Genomic DNA, 25,308 nt, shown 5'->3' on the forward strand with positions numbered 1-25,308 from the left:
GAGAGGCGGCTACTACTTCAGCCCCGCCTCCGTCAGCAGGTACGCCGTCATCGGGTCGTAGTAGCGCGGGCTGACCACGTGGTCGTCCAGCGGCACCGCCACCTGGAGGGTGCCCTCGGACTCGGCGAGGAAGAGGGCCGGGTCGTTGCAGTCCGCGTAGCCGACCGAGTCCACGCCGTGCTGGGCGGCACAACCGGCCCAGCCGTGGTCGGCGACCACCAGGTCCGGCAGCGGGCGGCCCTCGCGCTCCAGACCGGTCAGGATCGCCTTCATCGGCTCGCCCGAGTGGGTGTGCCACAGCGAGGCCCCGTGCTCCAGCACCGAGACGTCCGCGAACTGCTGGACGTACCCCTCCTCCGTGGTCAGCCCCTCCGGGATCACGACGATCTCGCAGCCCGCCTCGCGCAGCGCGGCGGCCGTGGCGCGGTGCACGTCGAGCAGCCCGCCCGGGTGACCGGTGGCGAACAGCACCCGCTGCCCGCCGTCGGCCGCCTTGCGCAGCCGCCCCGCCATCCGCTCCAGCGCCGAAATGGTCAGCTCGGGATCGATGGTGTCCTGGCCGTACCGGTGCTCGGGGTCGTCGTTGACGCCGACCCGCTCCGCCATCACCGCGAGCACGTCCTGCTCGTCGCTCCACCGGTCGCCCAGTTCCAGACCGAGCCAGAAGCCCCGGTCGCCGTTGGCCAGCTTCCGGTAGTGGGAGAGGTTGTTCTCGCGGGGCGTGGCGACGTCGCCCGCGATACGCGTTCTGACGAGGTGCTCGGCGAGTTCGGCGCGGCTGGGTGTCCCGGGTATCGGCATGGCTCCATTGTGTAGCAGCCCGGGTCCGGGCAGCAGCCGGTCCCGGCGGGATAGCCGATTCCTCCAGTCCCCGGGGCGCGTATGGACGAGATGTACATGTCGCGGCCCGGTTTCGGCCATCTAGTCTGCGACGACCGACTGCCCCGCTCACCAGTACAGTCGGACGGCAGCAGTACATACGCGACGAAGCGTAAGAAGGAAGGCAGTGCATGAGCAGCAACGAGACGCCCCGCGGTCCCGTCGACTCCTCCCGGATCCCGCGCTACGCCGGGCCCGCGACCTTCGCCCGGCTCCCGCGCCTGGACGAGGTCGGCGCCGCCGACGTCGCCGTCGTGGGCGTGCCGTTCGACTCGGGCGTCTCCTACCGGCCCGGCGCCCGCTTCGGCGGCAACGCCATCCGCGAGGCCTCCCGCCTGCTGCGCCCCTACAACCCGGCGCAGGACGCCTCCCCCTTCGCCCTCGCCCAGGTCGCGGACGGCGGCGACATCGCCGTGAACCCGTTCAACATCCACGAGGCCGTCGAGACCATCGAGGCCGCCGCCGACGACCTCCTCGGCACCGGCGCCCGGCTGATGACCCTGGGCGGCGACCACACCATCGCCCTGCCGCTGCTCCGCTCGGTCGCCAAGAAGCACGGCCCCGTCGCCCTGCTCCACTTCGACGCCCACCTGGACACCTGGGACACCTACTTCGGCGCCGAGTACACGCACGGCACCCCCTTCCGGCGCGCGGTGGAGGAGGGCGTCCTCGACACCTCCGCCCTCTCCCACGTCGGCACCCGCGGCCCGCTGTACGGCAAGAAGGACCTCACCGACGACGAGAAGATGGGCTTCGGCATCGTCACGTCGGCGGACGTCTACCGCCGCGGCGCCGACGAGATCGCCGACCAGCTCAGGCAGCGCATCGGGGACCGTCCGCTGTACATCTCCATCGACATCGACTGCCTCGACCCCGCGCACGCCCCCGGCACCGGCACCCCCGAGGCCGGCGGCATGACCTCCCGCGAGCTGCTGGAGATCCTGCGCGGCCTGGCCTCCTGCAACCTGGTCTCCGCCGACGTCGTCGAGGTGGCTCCCGCCTACGACCACGCGGAGATCACGTCGGTGGCCGCGTCCCACACCGCCTACGAACTGACCACGATCATGTCCCGCCAGATCGCAGAGGCCCGCGCGAAGTGACCCACGACCACGACCTGGTACTCCGTCCGACCGCCGCCCAGACGGAGGCCGCCCTGAACCCTCCCGGCGGCCGCACCGGCGGGGACCTGGTCGTGGAGTCCCTGGCCGCGCTGGGCGCGACCACCGTCTTCGGCCTGCCCGGCCAGCACGCCCTCGGCGTGTTCGACGCCCTGCGCCGCTCCGACCTGCGCTACGTCGGCCTGCGGGTGGAGAACAACGCCGGGTTCGCCGCCGACGCCTACGGCCGGATCACCGGCGAGGCCGCCCCGCTGCTGCTGTCCACCGGTCCGGGAGCCCTCACCTCCCTGGCCGCGCTCCAGGAGGCGCGGGCGGCCTCCGCGCCCGTCCTGGCCATCTGCGGCCAGGTCCCCACGGCGGGCCTCGGCGGCGGCCGCCACGGCCACCTGCACGAACTTCCCGACCAGGCCGCGTCCTTCCGCGGCGTGGTGAAGTCCGTCCACACGGTCCGCACCCAGTCCCAGATCCCGTCCGCGATCGCCGAGGCGTGGACGTCGGCACTGACCGTCCCGCACGGCCCGGTGTGGGTGGAGATCCCGCAGGACGTCCTCCTGGCCGAGACGGCCATCCCGGTCGTGACCGGCGGCGACACCTTCCCCGAGGAACTGCCCCCGCGCCCCGAACTGACCGCGGTCGCCGCCGACCTGCTGTCCCGCGCGGAGCGCCCCGCGATCATCGCGGGCGGCGGCGTCGTCCGGGCCGACGCGTCGAAGAAGCTCCGGCAGCTCGCGGAACGCCTCCAGGCCCCCGTCGTCACGACCTTCGGCGGCAAGGGCGCCTTCCCCTGGACGCACCCCCTCTCCCTCCAGTCCTGGCTGGAGGACCGCCACACCACGGACTTCCTGGAGGACGCCGACGTCCTCCTCGTCGTCGGCTCCGGTCTCGGCGAACTCTCCTCGAACTACCACACGTTCAAGCCCCGCGGCCGGGTGATCCAGATCGAGGCCGACCTCGGCAAGCTGGAGTCCAACCACCCGGCCCTCGGCATCCACGCCGACGCCCGCCTCGCCCTCCAGGCGCTGCTGGAGACGGTGGGCGAGCGCACCGACCCGGCCGCCCCGGAGCGGGTGAGCGGGGTACTGGACAAGGTCCGCGCCCGCATCGCCGCCCAGGAACTCACCCTGGAACAGGACGTCCTCGCCGCCGTGCGCAAGGCCCTCCCGCCCCGCGCCCCCTCCTTCTGGGACATGACCGTCCTGGCCTACTGGGCCTGGTCCGCCTTCGACGCGAAGGCCCCGAACACCATGCACTCCGCCCAGGGTGCCGGCGGCCTCGGCTACGGCCTCCCGGCCGCCCTGGGAGCAGCGGTCGCCGACCCCACCCACCCGGTGCTGGCCGTCTCCGGCGACGGCGGCGCCCTGTACTCCGTCGCCGAGCTGGCCACCGCCCGGCAGTACGGCCTGAACGTCACCTGGCTGATCGTCGACGACGGCGGCTACGGCATCCTGCGCGCGTACATGAACGACGCCTTCGGCACTCCGACGCCCACGGCGACGGACCTGCCGGGCCCCGACTTCGTCGCCCTGGCCGAGTCGTTCGGGGTGCCGGGCGTGCGGACGTCCCCGGAGACCCTGGAGACGGACCTCGCCAAGGCCCTGGCCGCACCGGGCCCTTCGGTGGTCGTCCTCCCGGCCGTACTGCGGATGTTCGCGCCGACGCACCGGGGCTGAGCGCCCGGCGCCGCTACGAGATCGCGCGCAGCCGGGGGCGGTCCTCCCCCGCCCGGTCCCGCAGCCGCTCGACGGCGGCCGCCGTCTCCTCGTCCGCGGGGAGCATGACGACGAGCTGCTGCGCGTCCGAGGCGAGGTCCAGTGTCTCGCGGCGCAGCCGCAGCTCGCACCCGCCGGGGTGGCCGATCCGCAGCACACCACGCGGCGGTACCACGTGCCGGTTCATGCGCCGGGTGAAGTCGGGACCGGCGAGGGGCGCCAGCTCCGCGGTGAACCACTCCGCGTTCTCGATCTTCGGGCCGAGCCACAGATCGAACGCCTGCTCGTCGGCCACGTCGTCCCAGGCGACGAAGAACTTTCTGGCACGGGCGTCGGTGAAGACGTACCGGGTGAGGTTCGGTTCGCCCGCCTCCAGCAGACCCGAGCCTTCCGTCACGGTCCCGAAGGTGGCGGTCCACGCGAGGATGTCGCCGAGCCGGTTGGTCACCATGGCGATGCCCGGCTCCAGGAGGCGCAGGGTCTCCAGGACGGAGGGGCGTACCTCCCGGCTCGGTGGCTCGGGGCGCGCGTGGGCGGTGCACTCCCCGCCGGTGATCTTCGACAGGTAGCGCAGGTGTCCGCGTTCCGCCGGGCCCAGGGCGAGCGCGTCGGCGAGCGCGTTCAGCACGGCGACCGAGGGATTGCGGTCCCGGCCCTGCTCGATACGGGTCAGATACTCGACGCTGATCCCGGCCCGCGCCGCGACGTCCGACCGCCGCAGCCCCGGCGACCTGCGACGACCGTGATCGGGCAGCCCCAACGCCTGAGGCTGGATGCTGTCACGCCTGGTCCGGACGAAGTCCCCCAACGGTGTCCCCATGCGGTGAGCCTACGGCGTCTCCTGCCACCCGCGGCCCCCTCAGGGTGGCCCTGTCGGGGCCAGCCTGAGCGCGGTCTGGCTGTGCCCTCGGCGGCCGTCGAGAGTGGCGGCATGGACATCAACAAGCACAAGCTCGTGATCGTCGTCGGAAGCGTCCGTGAGGGCCGGTTCGGTCCCGTGGTGGGTTCCTGGGTCGCCGAACAGGCCCGTCGGCACGGCGGGTTCGAGGTGGAGGTCGTCGACCTGGCCGACATCGACATCCCTCTCACCCTGCCGGCGGAGTCGCCCAAGTACGCGGGCGACTCCTACCCGCGACCGGCCGGCATGGCCGCGCTCACCTCGGCCCTGGCGGGCGCCGACGCGTTCGTCGTGGTCACGCCCGAGTACAACCACAGCTATCCGGCGTCCCTGAAGGCGGCCATCGACTGGCACTTCACCCAGTGGACGGCCAAGCCGGTCGCCTTCGTCAGCTACGGCGGTGCGGCGGGCGGCCGGCACGCGGTGCTCCACCTGGAGAACGTGCTGACCGAACTGCACGCGGTGACGATCCGTGACGGACTTGCCTTCCCGAACTACTTCACCGCGTGGCAGGAGGGACAACCGGTCGACGAAGCGGCCCCCGGATACGCCAAGACCCTGCTGGAGCAGCTCGCGTGGTGGGCGGGGGCGCTCCGCACGGCCCGTGCGGCCGCCCCCTACCCGGCGTGAGGCGGCCTACCAGATCGACTCCACCCACTCCGGGTGGTCGACGAACGGGTTGCGGTTGTGCTGGTACTCGTCGTAGATGACCTGGTTGCGCCGCTCCTCGAAGGCGTCCGGCGGGTCCTCGTCGTTCCACGCCTTCAGTACCGAGAGCTTGCCGATGTACGGGTTGCTGCCGTTGTCGACCTGGCCGTTGACCTCCAGGTCGGCGAAGCCGTCGCCGCCCTCGTAGCGGACCGCCATGTAGAAGATCATGCGGGCCACGTCGCCCTTGACGGCGTCGCGCGGCTCGAAGGAGTCGGAGTCGGTGAGACTGCCGCCGCCCTCGCTGACCGCGCTGCCGCCGTTGTCGAAGTCCTTGTTGCCCCGGACGCTGTTGACCCGGACGTCCGAGGGGCGCAGGTGGTGGATGTCCGTGCCGGGTCCGGTCGAGGTGCCGAAGTCGCCGTGGGACTTGGCCCACACGTGCTCGCGGTTCCAGTCGCCGGTGTCGCCGCCGTTGAGCGACTTGCTGCGGGAGACGCCCGAGTAGAGCAGGATCACGTTCCCGCTGTCGTCCGGGTCCTCGTCGGTGGCCTTGAGCGCGTCCCAGACCGCCGAGTACGACAGCTTCGTCTGGTCGCTGATGATGGTGTGCAGGGCGGACTTGAGGCTGTCGCCGGTCTTCCCGACCGCGTCCTTGTAGTACGTCGAGTCGTAGTCCGATGCCGTGGTGGCCGCCGATGCGGCCGTCGCCGTGGCCGGGGTCGCGGTCAGCGAGGGGGCGGCGAGTCCGGCGAGGACGGCGGCCGTGGCGAGGGCCGCCGCCTTCCGGCGGCGGGTGCGTATCGCGAGCATGTGGGGTGTCCGATCTACGCGTGTGGAGTCCTGCGGTAGATCGAGCGTGACATGGACATGTGGGAGGTGGGGTGTACGGAGAGTGGCGATTGCGTGACGACGTCGCGCGCCGGGGCCGGTCCGCCGTCACTCGACCAGTTCGGGGTAAGCCTCCTTGAGCTCGGCGAGCTGGGCGCGGTAACCGGCGTTGAATTCGGCCAGTCCGCGTTCGCCGAGGTTCTTGTCGAAGGCGACGCTCTGCCTGGGCACCAGGGCGGGCATCGCGCGGAACATCTCGCCGACCGCCTTCGCGTGCCGCCCCTTCTGGACGGTGGCCACCAGGTCGTTGAAGAGGTCCAGCTTCAGGGCCTGGACGCGTTCCCTCGGACTGTCCTGCCCAGCGAACTCCTCGTCGCCGACCGGCTTCGGCCCGGAAGGCTCGGTGAAGGACTTCAGCACCCGCATCGTCGCGTACAGCCGACCGGCCAGCTTGTGGTCGCTTTCGTTCTGCTCCGGCATGGCTCATTACTTGCCACCGGTACGCCGCCGAACCCTGCCCTTGGCAAAACGGCCAACTCCTGGCCATTCCTCCCGCCTATGGTTTCGGCCATGCGTCCGAGAATGCTCCGCACCTCCCTCGCCACCCTCACCGCGGGCCTCGCGGCGGCCGGCTGCCTCGTCGCCGCCGGACCGGCCGCCGCCGCGCAAGACGGGCCGCCCCGGCACGCCTGCTCGCCCACCGTCTCCCTGACCGGTTACTCCGACGTCCTCGACAAGGCGACGTACGACGGCACGTACGTCGGAAACCTCTCCGCCCTCGCCCCCGTCCGGCGCGGCGCCCTGGCCGCGCTCTCCGACCGCTCGTCCCTCTTCCGGCTGGACGCGCGCACCCTGAAGCCGCGGGGTGTCGTCACGCTCGCCGACGAGAGCGGCGCCGCCCTCGACTCCGAGGGACTGGTCGCCGACCCGGACGGCACCTACCTGGTCTCCTCCGAGACCGAGCCGTCCGTCCGCCGCTACTCGCACACCGGCGAGCTGCTCGGCCGGCTGCCCGTGCCCGACGACCTGCGCACCGCCCCCGAGGGCCGGGCGAGGGCCAACGGCAGCTTCGAGGGGCTGACGCTCCTGCCGGGCGGCCGGACCCTGCTCGCCTCGATGGAGTACCCGCTCGACGGCGACCCGGCCGACCTGGTCCGTTTCCAGACCTGGCAGCGGACGCGGCACGGCGACTTCCGGCTCGGAGCCCAGTACACCTACCGGACGGACCCCGGCCTCGGCGTCTCCGAGGTCACCGCCGCCCCCGACGGGCACCTGCTCGTCCTGGAGCGCGGTTTCACCGCCGGCGTCGGCAACACGGTCCGCCTCCACCTGGCCGACCGGCCCGGCCGCGGCACCGCACTCCGCAAGCGGCTCCTCGCCGACCTCGCCGACTGCCCCGCCCTCGGCGCCACGGCCAAGCAGCCCCAGCCCAGTCCCCTCCTCGACAACTTCGAGGGGATGGCCGTGACCGGCCGCTCCGGGGGCCGCCTGGAGGTGCTGGTCGTCAGCGACGACAACCAGAACGACGTACAGACCACCCGCTTCCTCAGGCTCCGCGTACGCGCCTGAGCACCCGGCCGATTGTTGCGGCGGGATGAAATCCCCGCTCGCAGGCGTTGGTGCCTTCCGGTAGATCAGGTGAGCAGGACGACCGACCGGAGGGCACGGCGTGGACGCGCAACGGGGCTGGGTGCGACGACTGGCGGGCTACGCCTGGCGCTATCCCAAGGACGTCGTCCTCGCCCTCGGGGCCTCGCTGGGCGGCATGGCCGTCATGGCCTTCGTGCCCCTGATCACCAAGGTGATCATCGACGACGTGATCGGCGACAAGACCAGGGACATGGCCGTCTGGGCCGGTCTCCTGATCGGCGCCGCGGCCGTCGTCTACGGCCTCACCTACATCCGCCGGTACTACGGCGGCCGGCTCGCCCTCGACGTCCAGCACGACCTGCGCACCGACATGTACGGGACGATCACCCGGCTGGACGGGCGGCGGCAGGACGAGCTGTCCACGGGGCAGGTGGTCGGGCGGGCGACCAGCGACCTCCAGCTGATCCAGGGCCTGCTGTTCATGCTGCCGATGACCATCGGGAACGTCCTGCTCTTCCTGATCTCCCTGGTGATCATGGCGTGGCTGTCCCTGCCGCTCACCCTGGTCGCGCTGGCCGTCGCCCCCGCCCTGTGGTTCATCGCCCGCCGCAGCCGCACCCGGCTGCACCCCGCCACCTGGTACGCGCAGGCGCAGGCCGCCGCCGTCGCCGGGGTGGTCGACGGCTCGGTGAGCGGCGTACGCGTGGTGAAGGGCTTCGGGCAGGAGGAGCAGGAGACCGGGAAGCTCAGGGAGGTCGGACGCAAGCTCTTCGCGGGGCGGCTGCGCACCATCAGGCTGAACGCCACCTACACCCCGGCCCTCCAGGCCGTCCCCGCGCTCGGCCAGGTCGCCATGCTCGCCCTCGGCGGCTGGCTGGCCGTCCGCGGGCACATCACCCTCGGCACCTTCGTCGCCTTCTCCACCTACCTCGCCCAGCTGGTCGGCCCGGTCCGGATGCTCGCCATGGTGCTCACCGTCGGCCAGCAGGCCCGGGCCGGCACCGAGCGCGTCCTGGAGCTGATCGACACCGAGCCGGCCATCGAGGACGGCACCAAGACCCTGCCGGCCGACGCGCCCGCGACCGTCGAGTTCGACGACGTCGCCTTCGGCTACGACACGGGCGACGGGGAGCCGCGGCCGGTCCTGGACGGGCTCTCCTTCGAGATCCGCGCCGGGGAGACCCTCGCCGTCGTCGGCTCCTCCGGCTCCGGCAAGTCCACCGTCTCGCTGCTCGTGCCGCGCTTCTACGACGTGACGCGCGGCGCCGTCCTCGTCGGCGGCCACGACGTGCGCGAGCTGACCCTCGACTCGCTGCGGGCCGCCGTCGGCCTGGTGCCCGAGGACTCCTTCCTCTTCTCCGACACCGTCCGCGCCAACATCGCCTACGGCCGCCCGGACGCCACCGACGAGGAGGTCGAGGCCGCCGCGCGGGCCGCCCAGGCCCACGGGTTCATCACCGAGCTGCCCGAGGGCTACGGCACGACCGTCGGCGAACACGGGCTCACCCTCTCCGGCGGCCAGCGCCAGCGCGTCGCGCTCGCCCGGGCGATCCTCACCGACCCCCGGCTGCTGGTCCTCGACGACGCCACGTCCGCCGTGGACGCCCGGGTGGAGCACGAGATCCACGAGGCGCTGAAGCAGGTCATGCGGGGCCGCACCACGCTCCTCATCGCCCACCGCCGCTCCACCCTCGGCCTCGCCGACCGCATCGCCGTCCTCGACCGCGGCCGCCTCGCCGACCTCGGCACCCACGAGGAGCTCCAGGAACGCTCCGCCCTCTACCGGCGGCTGCTCACCGACCCCGACGAGCTGGGCGGCGTCTCGCCCGGCCACACCCGCCCCGCCGAGCAGACCGAGGACACCTCCGTACGCGACGAGCTGGACGCCGAGTTCGACGCCGAGCGCGGCGTCACGCCCCGGCTCTGGACCGGCGACCGCGCGCCCAAGGACACCGCCCTCGCCGGCACCCCGGCCACCCCGGAGCTGCTCGCCCAGGTCGACGCGCTGCCCCCGGCGAACGGCACCCCGGACATCGACGAGCAGCAGGCGGTCCGCCCCGAGTCGTCGTACGGCCTGCGGCGTCTGCTGCGCGGCTTCCGCACGCCGCTGCTGATCAGCCTCGCCCTGGTGGCGGTGGACGCGGGCATGGGCCTGCTGCTGCCGGTGCTGATCCGCAACGGCATCGACGACGGCGTCACCCGGGCCGCCCTCGGCGCGGTGTGGGCGTCCTCGCTGCTCGGCCTGGTCGCGGTACTCGCCCAGTGGGCGGCGCAGACCGGCGAGATCCGCATGACCGGCCGGACCGGCGAGCGGATCCTGTACTCGCTCCGTCTGAAGATCTTCGCCCAGCTCCAGCGGCTCGGCCTCGACTACTACGAGCGCGAGCTGACCGGCCGGATCATGACCCGGATGACGACGGACGTGGACGCGCTGTCGACGTTCCTGCAGACCGGCCTCGTCACCGCCTTCGTCTCGGTGGTCACCTTCTTCGGCATCATGGTCGCCCTGCTGGTGATCGACGTGCAGCTCGCCCTGATCGTCTTCGCGACCCTGCCGCCGCTGATCATCGCCACGTACTACTTCCGCAGGGCCAGCGTGAAGGCCTACGAACTCGCCCGCGAGCGGGTGTCCACGGTCAACGCGGACCTCCAGGAGTCGGTCGCGGGCCTCAGGATCGTGCAGGCCTTCCGGCGCGAGCGGGACGGCGGCCGGCGGTTCGCCGAGCACAGCGACAGCTACCGGCAGGCCCGCATCCGCGGACAGTGGCTGATCTCGATCTACTTCCCGTTCGTGCAGCTGCTGTCGTCGGCCGCCGCGGCGGCGGTGCTGGTCGTGGGCGGCGCGCGGATCGACGACGCGACGCTGACGACCGGCGCGCTGGTGGCGTACCTGCTCTACATCGACCTGTTCTTCGCACCGGTCCAGCAGCTCTCCCAGGTCTTCGACGGCTACCAGCAGGCGTCCGTCTCGCTGGGCCGTATCCAGGAGCTGCTGCGCGAGCCGACCTCGACGCGGGCCGCCGAGCAGCCCTCCGAGGTCACAGGCCTGCGCGGCGAGATCGCCTTCGAGGACGTGCACTTCCGGTACGGCGACGATGAAGAGGCCCTCACCGGCATCGACCTCAGCATCCCGGCCGGGCAGACCGTCGCCTTCGTCGGCGAGACCGGCGCGGGCAAGTCGACCCTGGTGAAGCTGGTGGCCCGGTTCTACGACCCGACCGGCGGCCGGGTCACCGTCGACGGGCAGGACCTGCGCGCCCTCGACCTCACCTCCTACCGGCACCGGCTGGGCGTCGTCCCGCAGGAGGCGTACCTCTTCCCCGGCACCGTCCGCGACGCCATCGCCTACGGCCGTCCGGACGCCACCGACGCCCAGGTGGAGGCGGCGGCGCGGGCGGTCGGCGCGCACGAGATGATCGCCACGCTCACCGGCGGCTACCTCCACGAGGTCGCCGAGCGGGGCCGCAACCTCTCCGCCGGGCAGCGGCAGCTGATCGCGCTGGCCCGCGCCGAGCTGGTCGACCCGGACGTGCTGCTCCTCGACGAGGCGACGGCGGCCCTCGACCTGGCCACCGAGGCACAGGTCAACCAGGCCACCGACCGCATAGCGGGACGCCGTACGACGCTCGTCGTCGCCCACCGGCTGACCACGGCCGCCCGCGCGGACCGGGTCGTCGTCATGGACGGCGGCCGGGTCGCCGAGGACGGCACGCACGACGAACTGCTGGCCCTCGACGGACGGTACGCGCGGCTGTGGCGGACCTTCGTCGGCGCGGCCGAACCGGAGGAGCCGGTCGGCGCGCTGCGCTGACGGGCGTGTCTGACGGGCGCGTCTGTCGGGTGCGTCCGTCGGGCGCGCGCAACCGTGCGACAGGTGTACTGCGTCCGTACATCCGTACATCGTCAGTGATCGCCCTACGGAGGGGGACCGCAGTGGGCCGGGCCGGTGCCGCAACTCGCCGTCGGCTGGCGCTCGGCACGGCCGTGCTGAGCGCCGCCGCGCTGCTCGCCGTCGCGATGCCGCAGGAGGCACAGGCCGCCACGGGGTGCCCCGGCCGCAAGGTGCGCACCCTGTCCTTCGCCACCGGGTCCGTCCTGGTGTACAAACGCGGCGGCTACGTCTGTGCCGTCACGGTCCCCAAGAAGCCGGGCACGAAGCGGCAGATGTCCGTCGGCGTGCAGGCTCGGGGCGGGCGGGCGGTCGTGGACTCGGGCCGGTTCGCCTACCGCGCCGGACCGGTGACCGTGCACGCCGGAAACCGCTGCGTGCGGGTGACCGGCAAGGTGGCCAAGTCCTCGGTCGGCTCCGGCTGGATCCTCTGCTGACTCTGGTGTCGCGGGAGTTGCTCCGATAGCTTCCGGCGGACATCAGTTTCACAGGGAGGGTGCATGCGCAAGGCGCTCAGATGGCTGCTGGCGCTCGTGGTGCTCATAGGCACCGTCAGCACGGCGGGCGCGGCCACCGCCGCCGAGCCGAAGGCCGTCGACATCAAGGACCGGCTGCTGTCCATACCGGGCATGAGCCTGATCGAGGAGAAGCCGTACACCGGCTACCGCTTCTTCGTCCTCAACTACACCCAGCCGGTGGACCACCGGCGCCCGTCCAAGGGCACGTTCCAGCAGCGGATCACCGTGCTGCACAAGGACGTGGACCGCCCGACGGTCTTCTACACCGGCGGCTACAACGTCTCCACGAACCCCAGCCGGCGCGAGCCGACCCAGATCGTGGACGGCAACCAGGTCTCCATGGAGTACCGCTACTTCACGCCGTCCCGGCCCGCCCCGAGCGACTGGTCCAAGCTGGACATCTGGCAGGCCGCCAGCGACCAGCACCGCATCTTCGAGGCCCTGAAGCCGGTCTACTCCAAGAAGTGGATCTCCACCGGCGGCTCCAAGGGCGGCATGACCGCCACCTACTACGAGCGCTTCTACCCACGTGACATGGACGGCGTCGTCGCCTACGTCGCCCCCAACGACGTGGTGAACCGCGAGGACTCGGCCTACGACCGCTTCTTCGCCCGCGTCGGCACCGAGGAGTGCCGCGACAAGCTCAACGGCGTGCAGCGCGAGGCGCTGGTGCGCCGGGCGCCGCTGGAGAAGAAGTACGCGGCGTACGCGGCCGAGAACGGCTACACCTTCGACACCATCGGCAGCCTCGACCGCGCCTACGAGGCCGTCGTCCTCGACTACGTGTGGGGCTTCTGGCAGTACAGCACCCTCGCCGACTGCGCCGACATCCCGGCCGACGCGAAGAACGCCACCGACGAGGCGATCTGGGGCTCGGTCGACGCGATCTCCGGCTTCTCCGCCTACACGGACCAGGGCCTGGAGACGTACACGCCGTACTACTACCAGGCGGGCACCCAGCTGGGCGCGCCGACGATCCACTTCCCGCACATCGAGAAGAAGTACATCCGCTACGGCTACCAGCCGCCGCGCAACTTCGTGCCCCGCTCGATCCCGATGAAGTTCGAGCCGTGGGCGATGCGGGACGTCGACACCTGGGTGAAGCACAACGCCCGGCACATGCTGTTCGTGTACGGCGAGAACGACCCGTGGGGTGCCGAGCCCTTCCGCCTCGGCCACGGCGCGCGTGACTCCTACGTCATGACCGCGCCCGGCATGAACCACGGTGCGAACGTGGCCGGTCTGGTGCCCGACCAGAAGGCACGGGCCACGGCGCGCATCCTGGACTGGGCGGGCGTCGCCCCGGCCAAGGTCCAGGAGAACCCGTCGGCGGCCAGGCCGCTGGCGACGTTCGACGCCAGGCTGGACCAGCGGGACGTCGAGCGCGAGCCGGCGCTGCGCCCGTAGGGCCCGCTCCTCCGGCACGGTGACTGTGCCCGGCCGCTCACAGCGGCCGGGCACAGCCCACCGGGCGCTCGCCGCCGAGCCGGACGTACAGACCGGTCGAGGCCGGGCACTGAGCCCGGGTGGCGACCGCCTCGACCACCTTGAACTGCGGTGCGTACTCGCCCCCGCCGTCGCAGGCCGCCTCGCGGACCTTGCCGCCGCCGATGTCGTGGACGCAGTCGCCGACGACGGTGCGCGGACCGCCTCCGCCGCCCGGATCACCGGGATGCGGCGGCTGCAACTTGCGCATGCAGGCGTACCCGCGGGGCACGGCCCCGTCACCGTCCTCGTCGCCGGACGGCCGCCGCTCGCTGATGTGCAGGACGAAGTCTGTGGTGGCGGGGCACGGCGGCCCGTTGCCGGCGCGGCCGTCCTCCCGGGCCGTCACCCGGGCCGCCGCCCGCTCGCTGTCGCAGGGCACCTCGGTGGGCGCGACCGCGCCGAACGAACTGCACTCGCCCACCGCCAGGAACACCGCCCCGTACCCGGACGGCCGCACCCCGGCCGCCGCGGTGTCCGCCGCCGTGCCCCGCTCCGCCGGGCCCCGGCAGCCCGTCAGCGGCAGGAGGCACAGCGCGGCGCACAGCGCGGCGCGCGGTACCGCGCGCAGCAGGGCGTGCACGCCTGCGGCTGCCCGTCGCTCACGCATCGTCGCCCCCCGGATCCCCGGTCCAGCGTGGCCCGCCGCAGCGGGCGCACACCAGACGCGCGGGAGGCTCTGCGCACGGGCGAGGGAGCGCCCCCGGCGCGTGTCGCAGGCCGCGCTACGACCGGTAGGTCAGCCCGTGTCCGAGCGGGAGGAGCACCGTGCCCGGGTCGTCCGCGCGCACCACCGGCACCGGCAGCTTCCCGCGCGGCCGCACCCGCCCGGCGATCACCCGGGCCGCCGCGCGCACCTCCACGTCGGTCCAGGAGTACGCGGCGAGGAAGGCGGGAACGCCGGGGAGCTGGGCGACGTCGTACGGGTTGCGGACGGCGACCGCGACGACCGGCTTCCCGGTCTCCAGCAGCCGGGTGACCAGGGTGCGCTGGCTGCTGCCCGCGGTCACGTTGTACGTGGCGACGACCACCGCGTCGGCGTCCCCGGCCGCGGCGACGGCGCGGTCGATCACGGCGGCGGAGGGCGCGGTGCCGGTGGACAGGGCGGTGGCCGTGAAGCCCAGCTCCGTCAGCGCGCCCGCCAGTACACCGGTGGGCGGCCCGGTCGTGCCCGACGGCGAGGCCGGATCGGCGCCCACCACCAGCAGCCTGCGGTGTTCGCGGCGCGAAAGCGGCAGCAGCCGCTCCTCGTTGACCAGCAGCGTCGTGGTCCGCTCCGCGATCCGGTCGGCCGCGGCCAGGTGCGCCCGGGTGCCGACGGTCCGGTCGACGTCCCGGCGGCTGGTGTACGCGTCCCGGAACAGCCCCAGCTTGGCCTTCAGCCGCAGCACGCGCAGGATCGATTCGTCCAGCCGCGCCTCGGTGAGTTCGCCCTCCCGTACGGCCGTCAGGACGGCGTTCCAGGCGAGCGGCAGGTCCGGCGGGTTGAGCAGCTGGTCGACACCGGCCTTCAGCGCCAGCACCGGCACCCGCGCGTCGCCGTACTTCGTCCGAACGCCCTCCATGCCGAGGGAGTCGGTGACCACGACCCCGTCGTACCCCAGCTCCTCGCGCAGGATGCCGGTGAGGATCGGACGGGAGAGGGTGGCCGGGTCGCCGGAGTCGTCGAGCGCCGGGACCATCAGGTGGGCGGTCATGATGGCGTCGATGCCGGCCTCGACCGCCGCGCGGAAGGGCGGCGCGTCCAGCTCCTCCCACTGCTCCCGGCTGTGCGTGATGACCGGGAAGCCGGTGTGGCTGTCGGTGGCGGTGTCGCCGTGCCCCGGGAAGTGCTTGGCGCACGCGGCCACACCGGACCGCTGATACCCCGCCACCTCGGCCGCCACCAGCTCCGCCACCGCGTCCGGGTCGGCGCCGAAGGACCGTACGCCGATCACGGGGTTGGCCGGGTTGACGTTCACGTCGGCGACGGGGGAGTAGTCCTGGCGGATGCCCAGGGCGTGCAGCTCGGCGCCCGCGATCCGGCCGAGCGTACGGGCGTCGGACCGCGACCCGCCCGCCCCGACGGCCATCGCGCCCGGGAAGAGGGTGGCGGGCTCGCCCACGCGGGCCACTATGCCGTGCTCCTGGTCGGTCGAGATGAGCACGGGCAGACCGCGCGGCTGCTCCAGTGAGGCCTTCTGGATGCCGTTGGACAGGTCGGCGATCTGGTGCGGGTCGCGGGTGTTGTGCGCCCAGGCGAAGTAGATGATGCCGCCGACCCGGTACCTGGCGACCAGCTCGGCGGCGGTGCGGACGCCGATCTCCTCGAGGTTGGCGTCGATGTCGGCCTGGTCGGGGTCGGTGGCGGAGTGGCCGTAGACCCGCATGACGAAGAGCTGGCCGACCTTCTCCTCCAGCGTCATGCGGGAGATCAGGCCGCGGAGTTTGTCGTCGTCGGGCCTGCGGGCGTCGGCGTAGGCCGTACCGCCCCCGGCCGCGAGGGCCGCGGTGACGACCGCGGTGGCGGTGAGGACGGTACGTCTGGAGGGCTGTGCGGTGCTTCCCGTGCCGGCCGTGCTGCTGTGGTGCACGTGCGCTCCTTCCGGAGAGCTGGTGAAGGAAACTGCCAAGGAGTCACCAATATCCGGGAAGTTTCTGCCAGTCAAGGGACCGCACACGAGTCGCCCGAAGCGAGGCGAGGCGCCCGCCGGGGGTCGTGAGTGCGGCCAGGCGCTTAGCAGGCGCCTGCCCTCTGAGGACCCGCCGGGCGTGCGGCCGGTGCGGGGTCAGACGTGGGCGGCGGCCTGGCGTGGCGGGCTGGTGCGGGCCGCGACCGTCGGCCAGTGGGCCCGTAGCGTGCGGACCGTTTCCGCGATGGCCGGGCGGCGGGCCGCGCCGGTGCGCCACAGGGCGTACAGCCGCCGTACCGGCATCGGGTCTAGCGGCACCTCCACCACTCCCGCCGGGAGCGGGCCGCGCCCCAGCCGGGGGATGAGGGCGACTCCGAGGCCGGCCGCGACCAGCGCGACGAGGGTCGGGTTCTCGTCCGCCTGGTGGACGATGTCCGGCTCGTGGCCGGCGCCCCGCAGTGTGCGCATCAGCCAGTCGTGGCAGACCCGTCCGGGCGGCTGGCAGATCCACCGCTCCCCGCCCAGCTCGTCCCGCCGTACGGCCGTCCGGCCCGCGAACCGGTGGCCCTCGGGCACCAGCAGGTCGCACAGGTCCTCGCCGACCGGCGCCTGCTCCACCCCGGCCGGGGCCGGCAGCGGGGCGATGTCCCAGTCGTGGGCCACCACCAGGTCCACGGCGCCCTTGGCCACCAGGTCCACGGACAGGTGCGGGTCGACCTCGGTGAGCCGCGCGTCCAGCCCGGGATGCCGTACCGCCAGGTCGGCGAGGACGGACGGCAGCAGCCCGCGCGCCGCCGACGCGAACGCGGCGATGGTCAGCCGCCCCGACGGGACCCCGCGCCGCTCCTCGAGGCGGGTCTCCGCCCGCTCCACGATGGCCAGCAACTGCGCGGCCGCCTCCACCAGTTGCCAGGCCTCGTCGGTGAGCCGGACCCCGCGCCCCTCCCGTTCCAGGAGCACCGTCCTGGTCTCGCGCTCCAGCTTGGCGATCTGCTGCGACACGGCGGACGGCGTGAACCCGAGCGCTGCGGCGGCCGCTCCGACCGTCCCGTGCACGGACACGGCGTGCAGGGCGCGCAGGCGCTGGAGGTCGAGCATGACGGCTCCCGAGGTCGAGACGAGGGGCGGCGTATCCGGAAAGCATCGGCAGCGCCGCCAAAGCGTTAGCAGTGCTTCATCCAACCATGCACCAATCATCGCTGGTGCTGAACGGTCCTCTCGGCCGATCCTCGACCCATGCGACCTTCCCACCTCCTCCTCGCCGTGCTCGTCGCCGCCGTCTGGGGCGTGAACTTCACGGTCATCGAGATCGGCCTCGACCACTTCCCGCCGCTCCTCTTCTCCGCCCTGCGCTTCCTGGCGGCCGCCCTGCCGGCCGTCTTCCTGGTGGGCCGTCCCAAGGTCGCCTGGAAGTGGATCGTGGCGGTGGGACTGGTGCTCGGCGTGGCCAAGTTCGGCCTGGTCTTCGTGGGCATGGACGCGGGCATGCCCGCCGGACTGTCGTCCCTCGTCCTTCAGATCCAGGCGGTGTTCACCGCGGTGATCGCCGCGGCGGTCCTCGGCGAACGCCCCTCCCGGGTCCAGGCCCTGGGCATGCTGGTCGCCCTGGGCGGCATCGGCGTGGCCGCGGTCGACGAGGGCACCTCGGGCCCCCTGGGCGCGTTCCTGATGGTGATCGGCGCCGCGGCGGCATGGGGCGTGTCCAACGTCCTGACCCGCAAGGCGTCCCCGCCGGACGCGCTGAACTTCATGGTGTGGGTCTCCACCGTCCCCGTGCTGCCCCTGCTGGCCCTCTCCCTGCTCACCGAGGGCCCCGCCGAGGACCTCGCGGCCCTGCGCGCCCTGGACTGGCAGGGCACGGGCACGATCCTCTTCGTCGCCTGGGTCTCGACCGTCTTCGGCTTCGGCGCCTGGGGCTGGCTGCTGCGCCGTCACCCCGCTTCGACGGTCGCGCCGTTCTCCCTCCTGGTGCCGGTCTTCGGCATGTCCTCGGCCGCCCTCTTCCTCGGCGAGTCGGTGACCCCCCTGCGCTGGTGCGCGGCGGCCCTGCTGGTGGGCGGGGTGGCGCTGACGACACTCACCCCGGCACGCCGCAGCACCGTCCCCGCGGCGACGGCGACGGCGACGGCGACGGCGACTGTGACGGTGACTGCGGACGAGGGAGAGCCGGTGGCGGTGCCGGCCCTGCTCAGGCCGCGTCCGTGAGCAGCCGGGCGAGGTGCTCGCGGCCCGGTCCCAGCAGCTCGGGCAACGGGGCGGCCGACTCGTACCACCGCTTCTCGTACTCCCAGCACAGCCAGCCGTCCCAGCCGTGCCGGGACAGCACGTCCACCACCTCGGTGAGCGGCAGCACCCCGGCGCCCAGCGCCAGCGGCGTGGTGTCCTCGGCGGAGGCGATGTCCTTGACCTGGACGTAGCCGAGGTGCGGGGAGAGCGCCGCGTAGGTCTCGGAGGGCTGCTCGCCGCCCAGCCAGGTGTGCATCACGTCCCACAGGGCGCCGGCCCGCAGATGCCCGACCGGGCCGAGGACGCGCATCGCGTCGGCGCCGGTGCGGTGCGAGTCGTGGGTCTCCAGCAGGATGCTCACGCCGCGCTCGGCGGCGTACTCGGCGGCGGTGCCCAGTCGCCGGGCGGCCGTCTCGTCGGCCTCCTCGGCACTCTGCTCGGTGCCGCCGCCGGGGAAGACCCGGACGTAGGGGGCGCCCAGGTCGCGGGCGAGGTCGAGCAGGCCGCGGATCTCGGCGAGGACCGGTTCGTCGTCGCCGGGCGCGGCGACCCGCGCGTACCCGGCCACGCCGAGCGGTTCGACGCCGGCCGCCCTGAACTCAGCCGCCACCGCGGCCCGTTCGTCCGGGCACAGGCCCGGATGGACCGGTTCCTCCGGGTGGGCGCGCAACTCGACACCGTGGTAGCCGTGCGCGGTCGCGAGCCCCAGCACGTCGGCCAGGGGCAGTCCGGGAACACCGAGAGTGGAGAACGCCAGCTTCATGCCCACGGAGCGTACCCGCGATCACCGGCCCGCATGTCGACGCAGGCCGGGACTCTTAGCCCGTCCGGCGCTTGAGGACGAGGCCGTCCAGGCCGAAGCGGGGGTCTGGGGGCGGCAGCCCCGGCAACGCCCACACCGACGCGGGCCCACCGCGAAACCAACGGTCCGTTCAAGACCGCGGCCCTCCGGAGGACCCCCGTACCATCAACTCCCCCCGCACCGTCGCGATCCCGCCCACCGGCGCGTCCTCCCGCCCCATCGCGACCCGCCCCGCCCGCGCCCCCGCCTCCGCCAGCGGCAGCCGGACCGTCGTCAGCGCGGGCACCGCGTCGATGCTGAACGGCAGGTCGTCGAAGCCGGCCACGGACACGTCGTCCGGGATCCGCAGCCCCGAGTCGCGCAGCGCCGCGCAGGCGCCCAGCGCGACGGTGTCGTTCGCGGCGACGACCGCGGTCAGCGTCGGGTCCCTGCGCAGCAGTTCCAGCGTCGCCTCGTAACCGGCCTCCCGGTCGTAGCGGCCGTGGACGGTCCAGCGGGGGTCCTCCTCGATGCCGTGCGCGGCGAGCGCGGTGCGGTGGCCCTCCAGCCGGTGCCGCGTCGTGGTCCGTTCCTCCGGGCCCGCGATGTAGCCGAGCCGCCGGTGCCCCAGCCCGATCAGGTGCTCGGTCAGCTCCCGCCCGCCCCCGCGGTTGTCGAAGGTGAGCGCGATCGCCCCGGTGTCCGGCGCCGGCGGCCGTCCGCACAGCACCACCCGCGTCCCGGCCTCGACCAGCCTGCGCAGCTTCGCCGCCACGGCCGCCTGGTGGGCCTCGTCCTCCATCGCGCCGCCGGTCAGCACGACCGCCGCCGCCCGCTGGCGCTGGAGCAGCGTGAGGTAGGTCAGCTCGCGCTCCGGGGTGCCGCCGGTGTTGCAGACCACGGCGAGTCTCTCGCCGCCCGCTCTGCCGCCGGGTCCGCCGATCTCGGACTGGACGGCGCCGGCCATGATGCCGAAGAACGGGTCGGCGATGTCGTTGACGAGGATGCCCACCAGGTCGGACGTGGCCGCCGCCAGCGCGCTCGCCGGGCCGTTGAGCACGTAGTCCAGCTCGTCGACGGCCTTGAGCACCCGCTCCCGGGTGGAGGCGGCCACCGGATAGTTGCCGTTCAGCACGCGCGACACCGTCGCGGGGGAGACCTGGGCGCGGGCCGCCACGTCCGCCAGTGTCACCGTCATGTCCTCGTCCTCCGCATCGCGGGTGTGCCGAACGCCGTCCCGGGTGACCTTACGGCCACCGCCCGCCGACGTTCGCCCCCTCGAACAACTCGCCCCGGCCGCGGTCTTGTCCAGACCACCGGTCACAGGCTAGCTTCGTTCTACATAGAAAGCGCTTGCTGTACGGCTCGAGCTCGATCCGCGGCTTGCGGCATGGCTCGTACGAAGGGAATGACGTGACACGCAAGACGGTGCGTATCGCCATGAACGGTGTGACCGGACGCATGGGCTACCGCCAGCACCTCGTCCGCTCCATCCTGGCCCTGCGCGAACAGGGCGGCCTCGACCTCGGCGACGGCACCGTGCTGTGGCCGGAGCCGGTCCTGGTCGGCCGCCGCGAGCACGCGCTGCGGGCGCTGGCCGAACGCCACGGACTCGACCACATCTCCACGGACCTCGACGCGGTCCTCGCCGACGACGGCATCGACATCTACTTCGACGCCCAGGTGACCTCGGCCCGCGAGGAGGCGATCAAGAAGGCGATCGCCGCGGGCAAGCACGTCTACACCGAGAAGCCCACCGCCACCGGCCTGGACGGCGCCCTGGAACTCGCCCGCCTCGCCCGGGCCAAGGGCATCAAGCACGGCGTCGTCCAGGACAAGCTCTTCCTGCCCGGCCTGCTCAAGCTCAAGCGCCTCATCGACGGCGGCTTCTTCGGCCGGATCCTGTCCGTGCGCGGCGAGTTCGGCTACTGGGTCTTCGAGGGCGACTGGCAGGAGGCGCAGCGCCCGTCCTGGAACTACCGCAGCGAGGACGGCGGCGGCATCGTCGTCGACATGTTCCCGCACTGGGAGTACGTGCTGCACGAGCTGTTCGGCCGCGTGAGGTCCGTCCAGGCCCTCACCGCCACCCACATCCCCGAGCGCTGGGACGAGAAGGGCAAGCCCTACGACGCCACCGCCGACGACGCCGCCTACGGCGTCTTCGAACTGGACGGCGGCGCGATCGCGCAGATCAACTCGTCCTGGGCGGTTCGCGTCAACCGCGACGAACTGGTCGAGTTCCAGGTCGACGGCACCGAGGGCTCGGCCGTCGCGGGACTGCGGGGCTGCCGCGTCCAGCACCGCTCCGCCACCCCCAAGCCGGTGTGGAACCCGGACATCCCCGCCACCGAGGTCTTCCGCGACCAGTGGCAGGAGGTCCCGGACAACGGCGAGTTCGACAACGGCTTCAAGGCGCAGTGGGAGCTGTTCCTCAAGCACGTCTACGCCGACGCCCCCTACCAGTGGGACCTGCTGGCCGGTGCCCGCGGCGTCCAGCTCGCCGAGCTGGGCCTGAGGTCCTCGGCCGAGGGCCGCCGCCTCGACGTGCCGGAGATCGCGCTGTGACCCTCCACCTGCCGAGCGCCGACGGCACCCTGCGCGCCTACGAACCCCGCCAGGAGCCGTCGCACAGCGCCCCGCCGAGCGGGGCAGGCGCGGGAAGCACCGGGAGCGCGGGAAGCGCTTTCACCTCCCGTACGGTCTTCTCCGCCGCGCACGTCGTCGCCGACCCGTACGCGGACATCACCCCCGACGGGCCCGCCGCCGTCGACTGGGACGCCACCCTCGCCTTCCGTCGCCACCTGTGGTCCCACGGACTCGGCGTCGCCGAGGCGATGGACACCGCCCAGCGCGGCATGGGCCTGGACTGGCCCACGGCGGCGGAACTGATCCGCCGCTCCGCCGCCGAGGCGAAGGCGGCCGGCGGCCGCATCGCCTGCGGCGTCGGCACGGACCAGCTGACCGCCCCGACCGTCACCCTCGCCGAGGTCCGGTCGGCCTACGAGGAACAGCTCGCCCTCGTCGAGGAGTCGGGCGCCCGGGCCATCCTCATGGCCTCCCGCGCCCTCGCCGCCACCGCGCAGGGGCCGGACGACTACCTGGAGGTCTACGGCCACCTGCTCCGCCAGGCCGCCGAACCCGTGATCCTGCACTGGCTGGGCCCGATGTTCGACCCGGCCCTGGAGGGCTACTGGGGCTCGTCCGACCTGGACGCGGCGACCGACACCTTCCTGGAGGTCATCGCCGCCCACCCCGACAAGGTCGACGGCATCAAGGTCTCCCTGCTGGACGCGCAGCGCGAGATCGACCTGCGCCGCCGCCTGCCGCGGGGCGTGCGCTGCTACACCGGAGACGACTTCAACTACCCGGAGCTGATCGCGGGCGACGAGCAGGGCTTCAGCCACGCCCTGCTCGGCATCTTCGACCCCCTGGGCCCACTGGCCGCCGAGGCGGTCCGGGTGCTCGACACCGGGGACACGGACGGCTTCCGCGCCCTGCTCGACCCCACCGTCGAACTCTCCCGCCACCTCTTCCGGGCACCCACCCGCTACTACAAGACGGGCGTGGTCTTCCTGGCCTGGCTGTCCGGCCACCAGAGCCACTTCACGATGGTCGGCGGCCTCCAGTCGGCCCGCTCCCTGCCGCACCTCGCCCGCGCCTACGAACTCGCCGACGGACTCGGTCTGTTCCCCGATCCGAAGCTGGCCGAGGAGCGCATGCGGAACCTGCTCGCGCTGTACGGAGTGAACCGATGAGCGACACCGGCCTGACGCGCTTCAGCATCAACCAGATGACGGTCAAGCAGCTCTCGCTGCCCGAACTGACCGCGGCCTGCGCCGAACTGGGCATCGGCAACGTGGGCCTGTGGCGCGAACCCGTGCAGGCCTACGGCGTCGAGGCCGCCGCCAAGCTGGTCCGCGACGCGGGCCTCACCGTCACCACCCTGTGCCGCGGCGGCTTCCTCACGGCGCTCGACCCCGCCGAACGCGCCAGGGCGCTGGCCGACAACCGCCGCGCCGTCGACGAGGCCGCCGCCCTCGGCACCGACACCCTCGTCCTGGTCTCGGGCGGCCTCCCGGCCGGCGACAAGGACCTGCGCGCCGCCCGCGAGCGCATCGCGGACGCGCTGGCGGAGCTGGGCCCGTACGCCGAACGGCACGGCGTGCGCCTGGCCATCGAACCGCTCCACCCCATGTACGCCGCCGACCGCTGCGTGGTCTCCACCCTCGCCCAGGCCCTGGACCTCGCCGAACGCTTCCCGGCCCGGCAGGTCGGTGTCACCGTCGACACGTACCACATCTGGTGGGACGACCGGGCGCCCGAGCAGATCGCCCGGGCCGGCGCGGGCGGCCGCATCCACACCTTCCAGCTCGCCGACTGGACGACCCCGCTGCCCGAGGGCGTCCTCAACGGCCGCGGCCAGATCGGGGACGGCGCGATCGACATGCGGGAGTGGAAGGGGTACGTCGAGGCGGCCGGATACACCGGCGCCATCGAGGTCGAGCTGTTCAACGAGGGGCTGTGGGCACGGGACGGACGGGAGGTGCTCGCCGAGACGGCGGCCCGGTTCGCCGCGCACGCGGGCGACGCCGCGGACCAGCCGCCCGGAAAATAATCCCGGCGACCCGTACAACCCTTCCGCCCTGCGGCGGGTCGTACCTGGCATCGGAACTCCCGTGGGGGTACCCGGGGGGGAAATACCACGGAGTTCCGAAGGGGAGGGGAAACCCGAGAGGGCCCGGTCGGCGACCGGGCCCTCTCAAACTTCTCCCCACCGGTCCTCGGACCCTCAGAAGAAGACCCCGCACCGCAGCAGCACATTGGCGTACGGCCGCGCCTCCCCGGTGCGCACGATCAGCCGCGCGCCCGCCGACAGCTCCTTGAGCCGCTCGTGCGGGACGAGTTCGAGTGCGGGGAAGAGCCCGTCGAGCAGTGCGGCGCACTCGGCGTTCGCCTCCCGGACCTCCGTCGCCGCCGTCGCGCCCTCGACGACCAGCTCGGCGAGCAGGCCGTCCACCACCTCCGCGAACGGCGGCACCCCGGCCCGGAAGGCCAGGTCGACGACGCGCGGCCCGTCCGGAACGGGCATGCCCGCGTCGCACACCAGGACGCCGTCCCCGTGGCCCAGCTCGGCGAGCGCACCCGCGAGGTGGCGGTTGAGTATGCCTGCCTTCTTCACAGCGCCCCGGCCTCCAGTGCCTCGGCCTCCGCCGCCGTCGGGTACGACTCCTGCGCCCCCGCCTTCGTGACCGCCGCCGCGCCCACCCGGGCCGCGTACGCCGCCGCGTCGGCGAGCGACGCGCCGGTGCCGAGCCGCCAGGCCAGCGCGGCGGTGAACGCGTCACCGGCGCCCGTCGTGTCCACGGCGTCCACCTTCACCGACGGCACCCGGACCACGCCGCCGGCCGCCGACGCGACCAGCGCGCCCTCGGCGCCCAGCGTCACGACCACCGAGCGCGGCCCCTTGGCCAGCAGGACGCGCGCCCAGTCCTCGGGGCGCTCGCCGACCAGGGAGTCGCCGAGGATCACCTTCGCCTCGTGCTCGTTGACGATCAGCGGGTCGCAGGCGGCCAGCACCTCCTGCGGAAGCGGCCGCGGCGGCGACGGGTTCAGCACGAAACGGCTGTCCGGCGCGAGCGAGCGGACCACCTCCACGACCGTCTCCAGCGGGATCTCCAACTGCGTGGAGACCACCCGGGAGGCGTGGAAGAGGCTGGCCGCGGCCCGGACGTCGCCCGGCGCCAGCCGGCCGTTGGCGCCCGGCGAGACCACGATGCTGTTGTCCCCGGACGGGTCGACGGTGATCAGCGCGACGCCGGTCGGGGCGCCGCCCACCAGCACGCCGACCGTGTCGACACCGGCCGCCCGCTGCGAGTCCAGCAGCAGCCGCCCGTAGTCGTCGTCGCCCACCCGGGCCAGCAGGGCCGTACGGGCGCCGAGCCGGGCGGCGGCGACGGCCTGGTTGCCGCCCTTGCCGCCCGGGTGGACGGCCAGGTCGGAGCCGAGCACCGTCTCCCCGGCCCCCGGCCGCCGCTCGACACCGATCACCAGGTCGGCGTTGGCCGAGCCGACGACCAGCAGGTCGTAGTCGTACATCAGTCGTTCTCCGATTCGCGTGATTACC

22 protein-coding genes are annotated in these 25,308 nt (G+C 73.0%); 11 read left to right on the forward strand and 11 right to left on the reverse strand.

Annotated elements, in window-relative coordinates:
• Window positions 1–12: 12 nt before the first annotated feature.
• Entirely contained in the window at window positions 13–801 is a 789-nt protein-coding gene (locus tag Sru02f_RS04910; RefSeq protein WP_109032801.1) for a phosphatase, read from the reverse strand.
• A 209-nt stretch (window positions 802–1,010) separates the two neighbouring features.
• Between Sru02f_RS04910 and speB the strand changes: the two genes are divergently transcribed.
• Both speB and Sru02f_RS04920 read left to right on the forward strand, forming a co-directional pair.
• Window positions 1,011–1,979 carry an agmatinase gene (speB, locus tag Sru02f_RS04915; protein ID WP_109032802.1) on the forward strand — a complete coding sequence of 323 codons (969 nt, stop codon included), beginning with the start codon at window positions 1,011–1,013 and terminating at the stop codon, window positions 1,977–1,979.
• Window positions 1,976–3,667 carry a thiamine pyrophosphate-binding protein gene (locus Sru02f_RS04920; RefSeq protein ID WP_109032803.1) on the forward strand — a complete coding sequence of 564 codons (1,692 nt, stop codon included), beginning with the start codon at window positions 1,976–1,978 and terminating at the stop codon, window positions 3,665–3,667. The genes speB and Sru02f_RS04920 overlap by 4 nt, the downstream gene beginning before the upstream one ends.
• 13 nt (window positions 3,668–3,680) lie before the next feature.
• Here Sru02f_RS04920 and Sru02f_RS04925 read toward each other — a convergent pair whose 3' ends face one another.
• On the reverse strand, window positions 3,681–4,526 hold the full coding sequence (locus tag Sru02f_RS04925; protein ID WP_109032804.1) for a helix-turn-helix domain-containing protein: 846 nt from the start codon (window positions 4,524–4,526) through the stop codon (window positions 3,681–3,683).
• Between the two features lie 111 nt (window positions 4,527–4,637).
• Between Sru02f_RS04925 and Sru02f_RS04930 the strand changes: the two genes are divergently transcribed.
• Window positions 4,638–5,234: an NADPH-dependent FMN reductase gene (locus Sru02f_RS04930; RefSeq protein ID WP_109033085.1), complete on the forward strand. Its 597-nt coding sequence runs from the start codon at window positions 4,638–4,640 to the stop codon at window positions 5,232–5,234.
• 6 nt (window positions 5,235–5,240) lie between these two features.
• Here the strand turns inward: Sru02f_RS04930 and Sru02f_RS04935 are convergent, their stop codons facing one another.
• Window positions 5,241–6,065, reverse strand: a complete 825-nt coding sequence (locus Sru02f_RS04935) for an endonuclease I family protein (protein ID WP_109032805.1) — start codon at window positions 6,063–6,065, stop codon at window positions 5,241–5,243.
• 126 nt (window positions 6,066–6,191) lie between these two features.
• Complete coding sequence (locus tag Sru02f_RS04940; protein ID WP_109032806.1) at window positions 6,192–6,563, reverse strand: hypothetical protein; 372 nt, start codon at window positions 6,561–6,563, stop codon at window positions 6,192–6,194.
• 90 nt (window positions 6,564–6,653) lie between these two features.
• Between Sru02f_RS04940 and Sru02f_RS04945 the strand changes: the two genes are divergently transcribed.
• The 4 genes from Sru02f_RS04945 to Sru02f_RS04960 all read left to right on the forward strand — a co-directional run bounded on the left by Sru02f_RS04945 (window position 6,654) and on the right by Sru02f_RS04960 (window position 13,487).
• Window positions 6,654–7,652: an esterase-like activity of phytase family protein gene (locus Sru02f_RS04945; RefSeq protein WP_167469629.1), complete on the forward strand. Its 999-nt coding sequence runs from the start codon at window positions 6,654–6,656 to the stop codon at window positions 7,650–7,652.
• Window positions 7,653–7,752: 100 nt separating this feature from the next.
• Window positions 7,753–11,484: an ABC transporter ATP-binding protein gene (locus Sru02f_RS04950; protein WP_109032808.1), complete on the forward strand. Its 3,732-nt coding sequence runs from the start codon at window positions 7,753–7,755 to the stop codon at window positions 11,482–11,484.
• Between the two features lie 122 nt (window positions 11,485–11,606).
• Entirely contained in the window at window positions 11,607–11,999 is a 393-nt protein-coding gene (locus Sru02f_RS04955; RefSeq protein WP_109032809.1) for a hypothetical protein, read from the forward strand.
• A 63-nt stretch (window positions 12,000–12,062) separates the two neighbouring features.
• Complete coding sequence (locus Sru02f_RS04960) at window positions 12,063–13,487, forward strand: S28 family serine protease (RefSeq protein ID WP_109032810.1); 1,425 nt, start codon at window positions 12,063–12,065, stop codon at window positions 13,485–13,487.
• Between the two features lie 37 nt (window positions 13,488–13,524).
• Here the strand turns inward: Sru02f_RS04960 and Sru02f_RS04965 are convergent, their stop codons facing one another.
• The 3 genes from Sru02f_RS04965 to Sru02f_RS04975 all read right to left on the reverse strand — a co-directional run bounded on the left by Sru02f_RS04965 (window position 13,525) and on the right by Sru02f_RS04975 (window position 17,275).
• Window positions 13,525–14,175: a hypothetical protein gene (locus tag Sru02f_RS04965; RefSeq protein WP_109032811.1), complete on the reverse strand. Its 651-nt coding sequence runs from the start codon at window positions 14,173–14,175 to the stop codon at window positions 13,525–13,527.
• Between the two features lie 115 nt (window positions 14,176–14,290).
• Complete coding sequence (locus Sru02f_RS04970; RefSeq protein ID WP_109032812.1) at window positions 14,291–16,138, reverse strand: glycoside hydrolase family 3 protein; 1,848 nt, start codon at window positions 16,136–16,138, stop codon at window positions 14,291–14,293.
• A 195-nt stretch (window positions 16,139–16,333) separates the two neighbouring features.
• Window positions 16,334–17,275, reverse strand: coding sequence for a LysR family transcriptional regulator (locus tag Sru02f_RS04975; RefSeq protein ID WP_109032813.1), 942 nt, complete (start codon window positions 17,273–17,275; stop codon window positions 16,334–16,336).
• A gap of 138 nt (window positions 17,276–17,413) precedes the next feature.
• Between Sru02f_RS04975 and Sru02f_RS04980 the strand changes: the two genes are divergently transcribed.
• Complete coding sequence (locus Sru02f_RS04980) at window positions 17,414–18,382, forward strand: EamA family transporter (RefSeq protein ID WP_109032814.1); 969 nt, start codon at window positions 17,414–17,416, stop codon at window positions 18,380–18,382.
• Here the strand turns inward: Sru02f_RS04980 and Sru02f_RS04985 are convergent.
• The gene (locus Sru02f_RS04985; RefSeq protein WP_174855124.1) at window positions 18,366–19,166 is read right to left on the reverse strand and encodes a sugar phosphate isomerase/epimerase family protein; all 801 of its coding nucleotides are present in this window, start codon (window positions 19,164–19,166) and stop codon (window positions 18,366–18,368) included. The two genes, Sru02f_RS04980 and Sru02f_RS04985, sit on opposite strands and share 17 nt — an antisense overlap.
• A gap of 169 nt (window positions 19,167–19,335) precedes the next feature.
• Window positions 19,336–20,382, reverse strand: coding sequence for a LacI family DNA-binding transcriptional regulator (locus Sru02f_RS04990; protein ID WP_109032816.1), 1,047 nt, complete (start codon window positions 20,380–20,382; stop codon window positions 19,336–19,338).
• A 215-nt stretch (window positions 20,383–20,597) separates the two neighbouring features.
• Here Sru02f_RS04990 and Sru02f_RS04995 point away from each other — a divergent pair, with 215 nt between their 5' ends.
• Genes Sru02f_RS04995 through Sru02f_RS05005 form a run of 3 tightly spaced genes read left to right on the forward strand, consistent with a single transcriptional unit; the run spans window position 20,598 to window position 23,799 of the window.
• Window positions 20,598–21,749 carry a Gfo/Idh/MocA family protein gene (locus Sru02f_RS04995; RefSeq protein WP_164275044.1) on the forward strand — a complete coding sequence of 384 codons (1,152 nt, stop codon included), beginning with the start codon at window positions 20,598–20,600 and terminating at the stop codon, window positions 21,747–21,749.
• Window positions 21,746–22,939 carry a dihydrodipicolinate synthase family protein gene (locus Sru02f_RS05000; RefSeq protein ID WP_109032817.1) on the forward strand — a complete coding sequence of 398 codons (1,194 nt, stop codon included), beginning with the start codon at window positions 21,746–21,748 and terminating at the stop codon, window positions 22,937–22,939. The genes Sru02f_RS04995 and Sru02f_RS05000 overlap by 4 nt, the downstream gene beginning before the upstream one ends.
• On the forward strand, window positions 22,936–23,799 hold the full coding sequence (locus tag Sru02f_RS05005) for a sugar phosphate isomerase/epimerase family protein (protein WP_109032818.1): 864 nt from the start codon (window positions 22,936–22,938) through the stop codon (window positions 23,797–23,799). The genes Sru02f_RS05000 and Sru02f_RS05005 overlap by 4 nt, the downstream gene beginning before the upstream one ends.
• Before the next feature lie 174 nt (window positions 23,800–23,973).
• Here Sru02f_RS05005 and rbsD read toward each other — a convergent pair whose 3' ends face one another.
• The gene (rbsD, locus tag Sru02f_RS05010; protein ID WP_109032819.1) at window positions 23,974–24,363 is read right to left on the reverse strand and encodes a D-ribose pyranase; all 390 of its coding nucleotides are present in this window, start codon (window positions 24,361–24,363) and stop codon (window positions 23,974–23,976) included.
• Entirely contained in the window at window positions 24,360–25,280 is a 921-nt protein-coding gene (locus Sru02f_RS05015; RefSeq protein WP_109032820.1) for a ribokinase, read from the reverse strand. Before Sru02f_RS05015 ends, rbsD begins: the two co-directional genes overlap by 4 nt.
• Window positions 25,281–25,308: the final 28 nt, after the last annotated feature.

The sequence above is a fragment of the Streptomyces rubrogriseus genome (genome assembly GCF_027947575.1).
Lineage (GTDB): Bacteria > Actinomycetota > Actinomycetes > Streptomycetales > Streptomycetaceae > Streptomyces > Streptomyces rubrogriseus.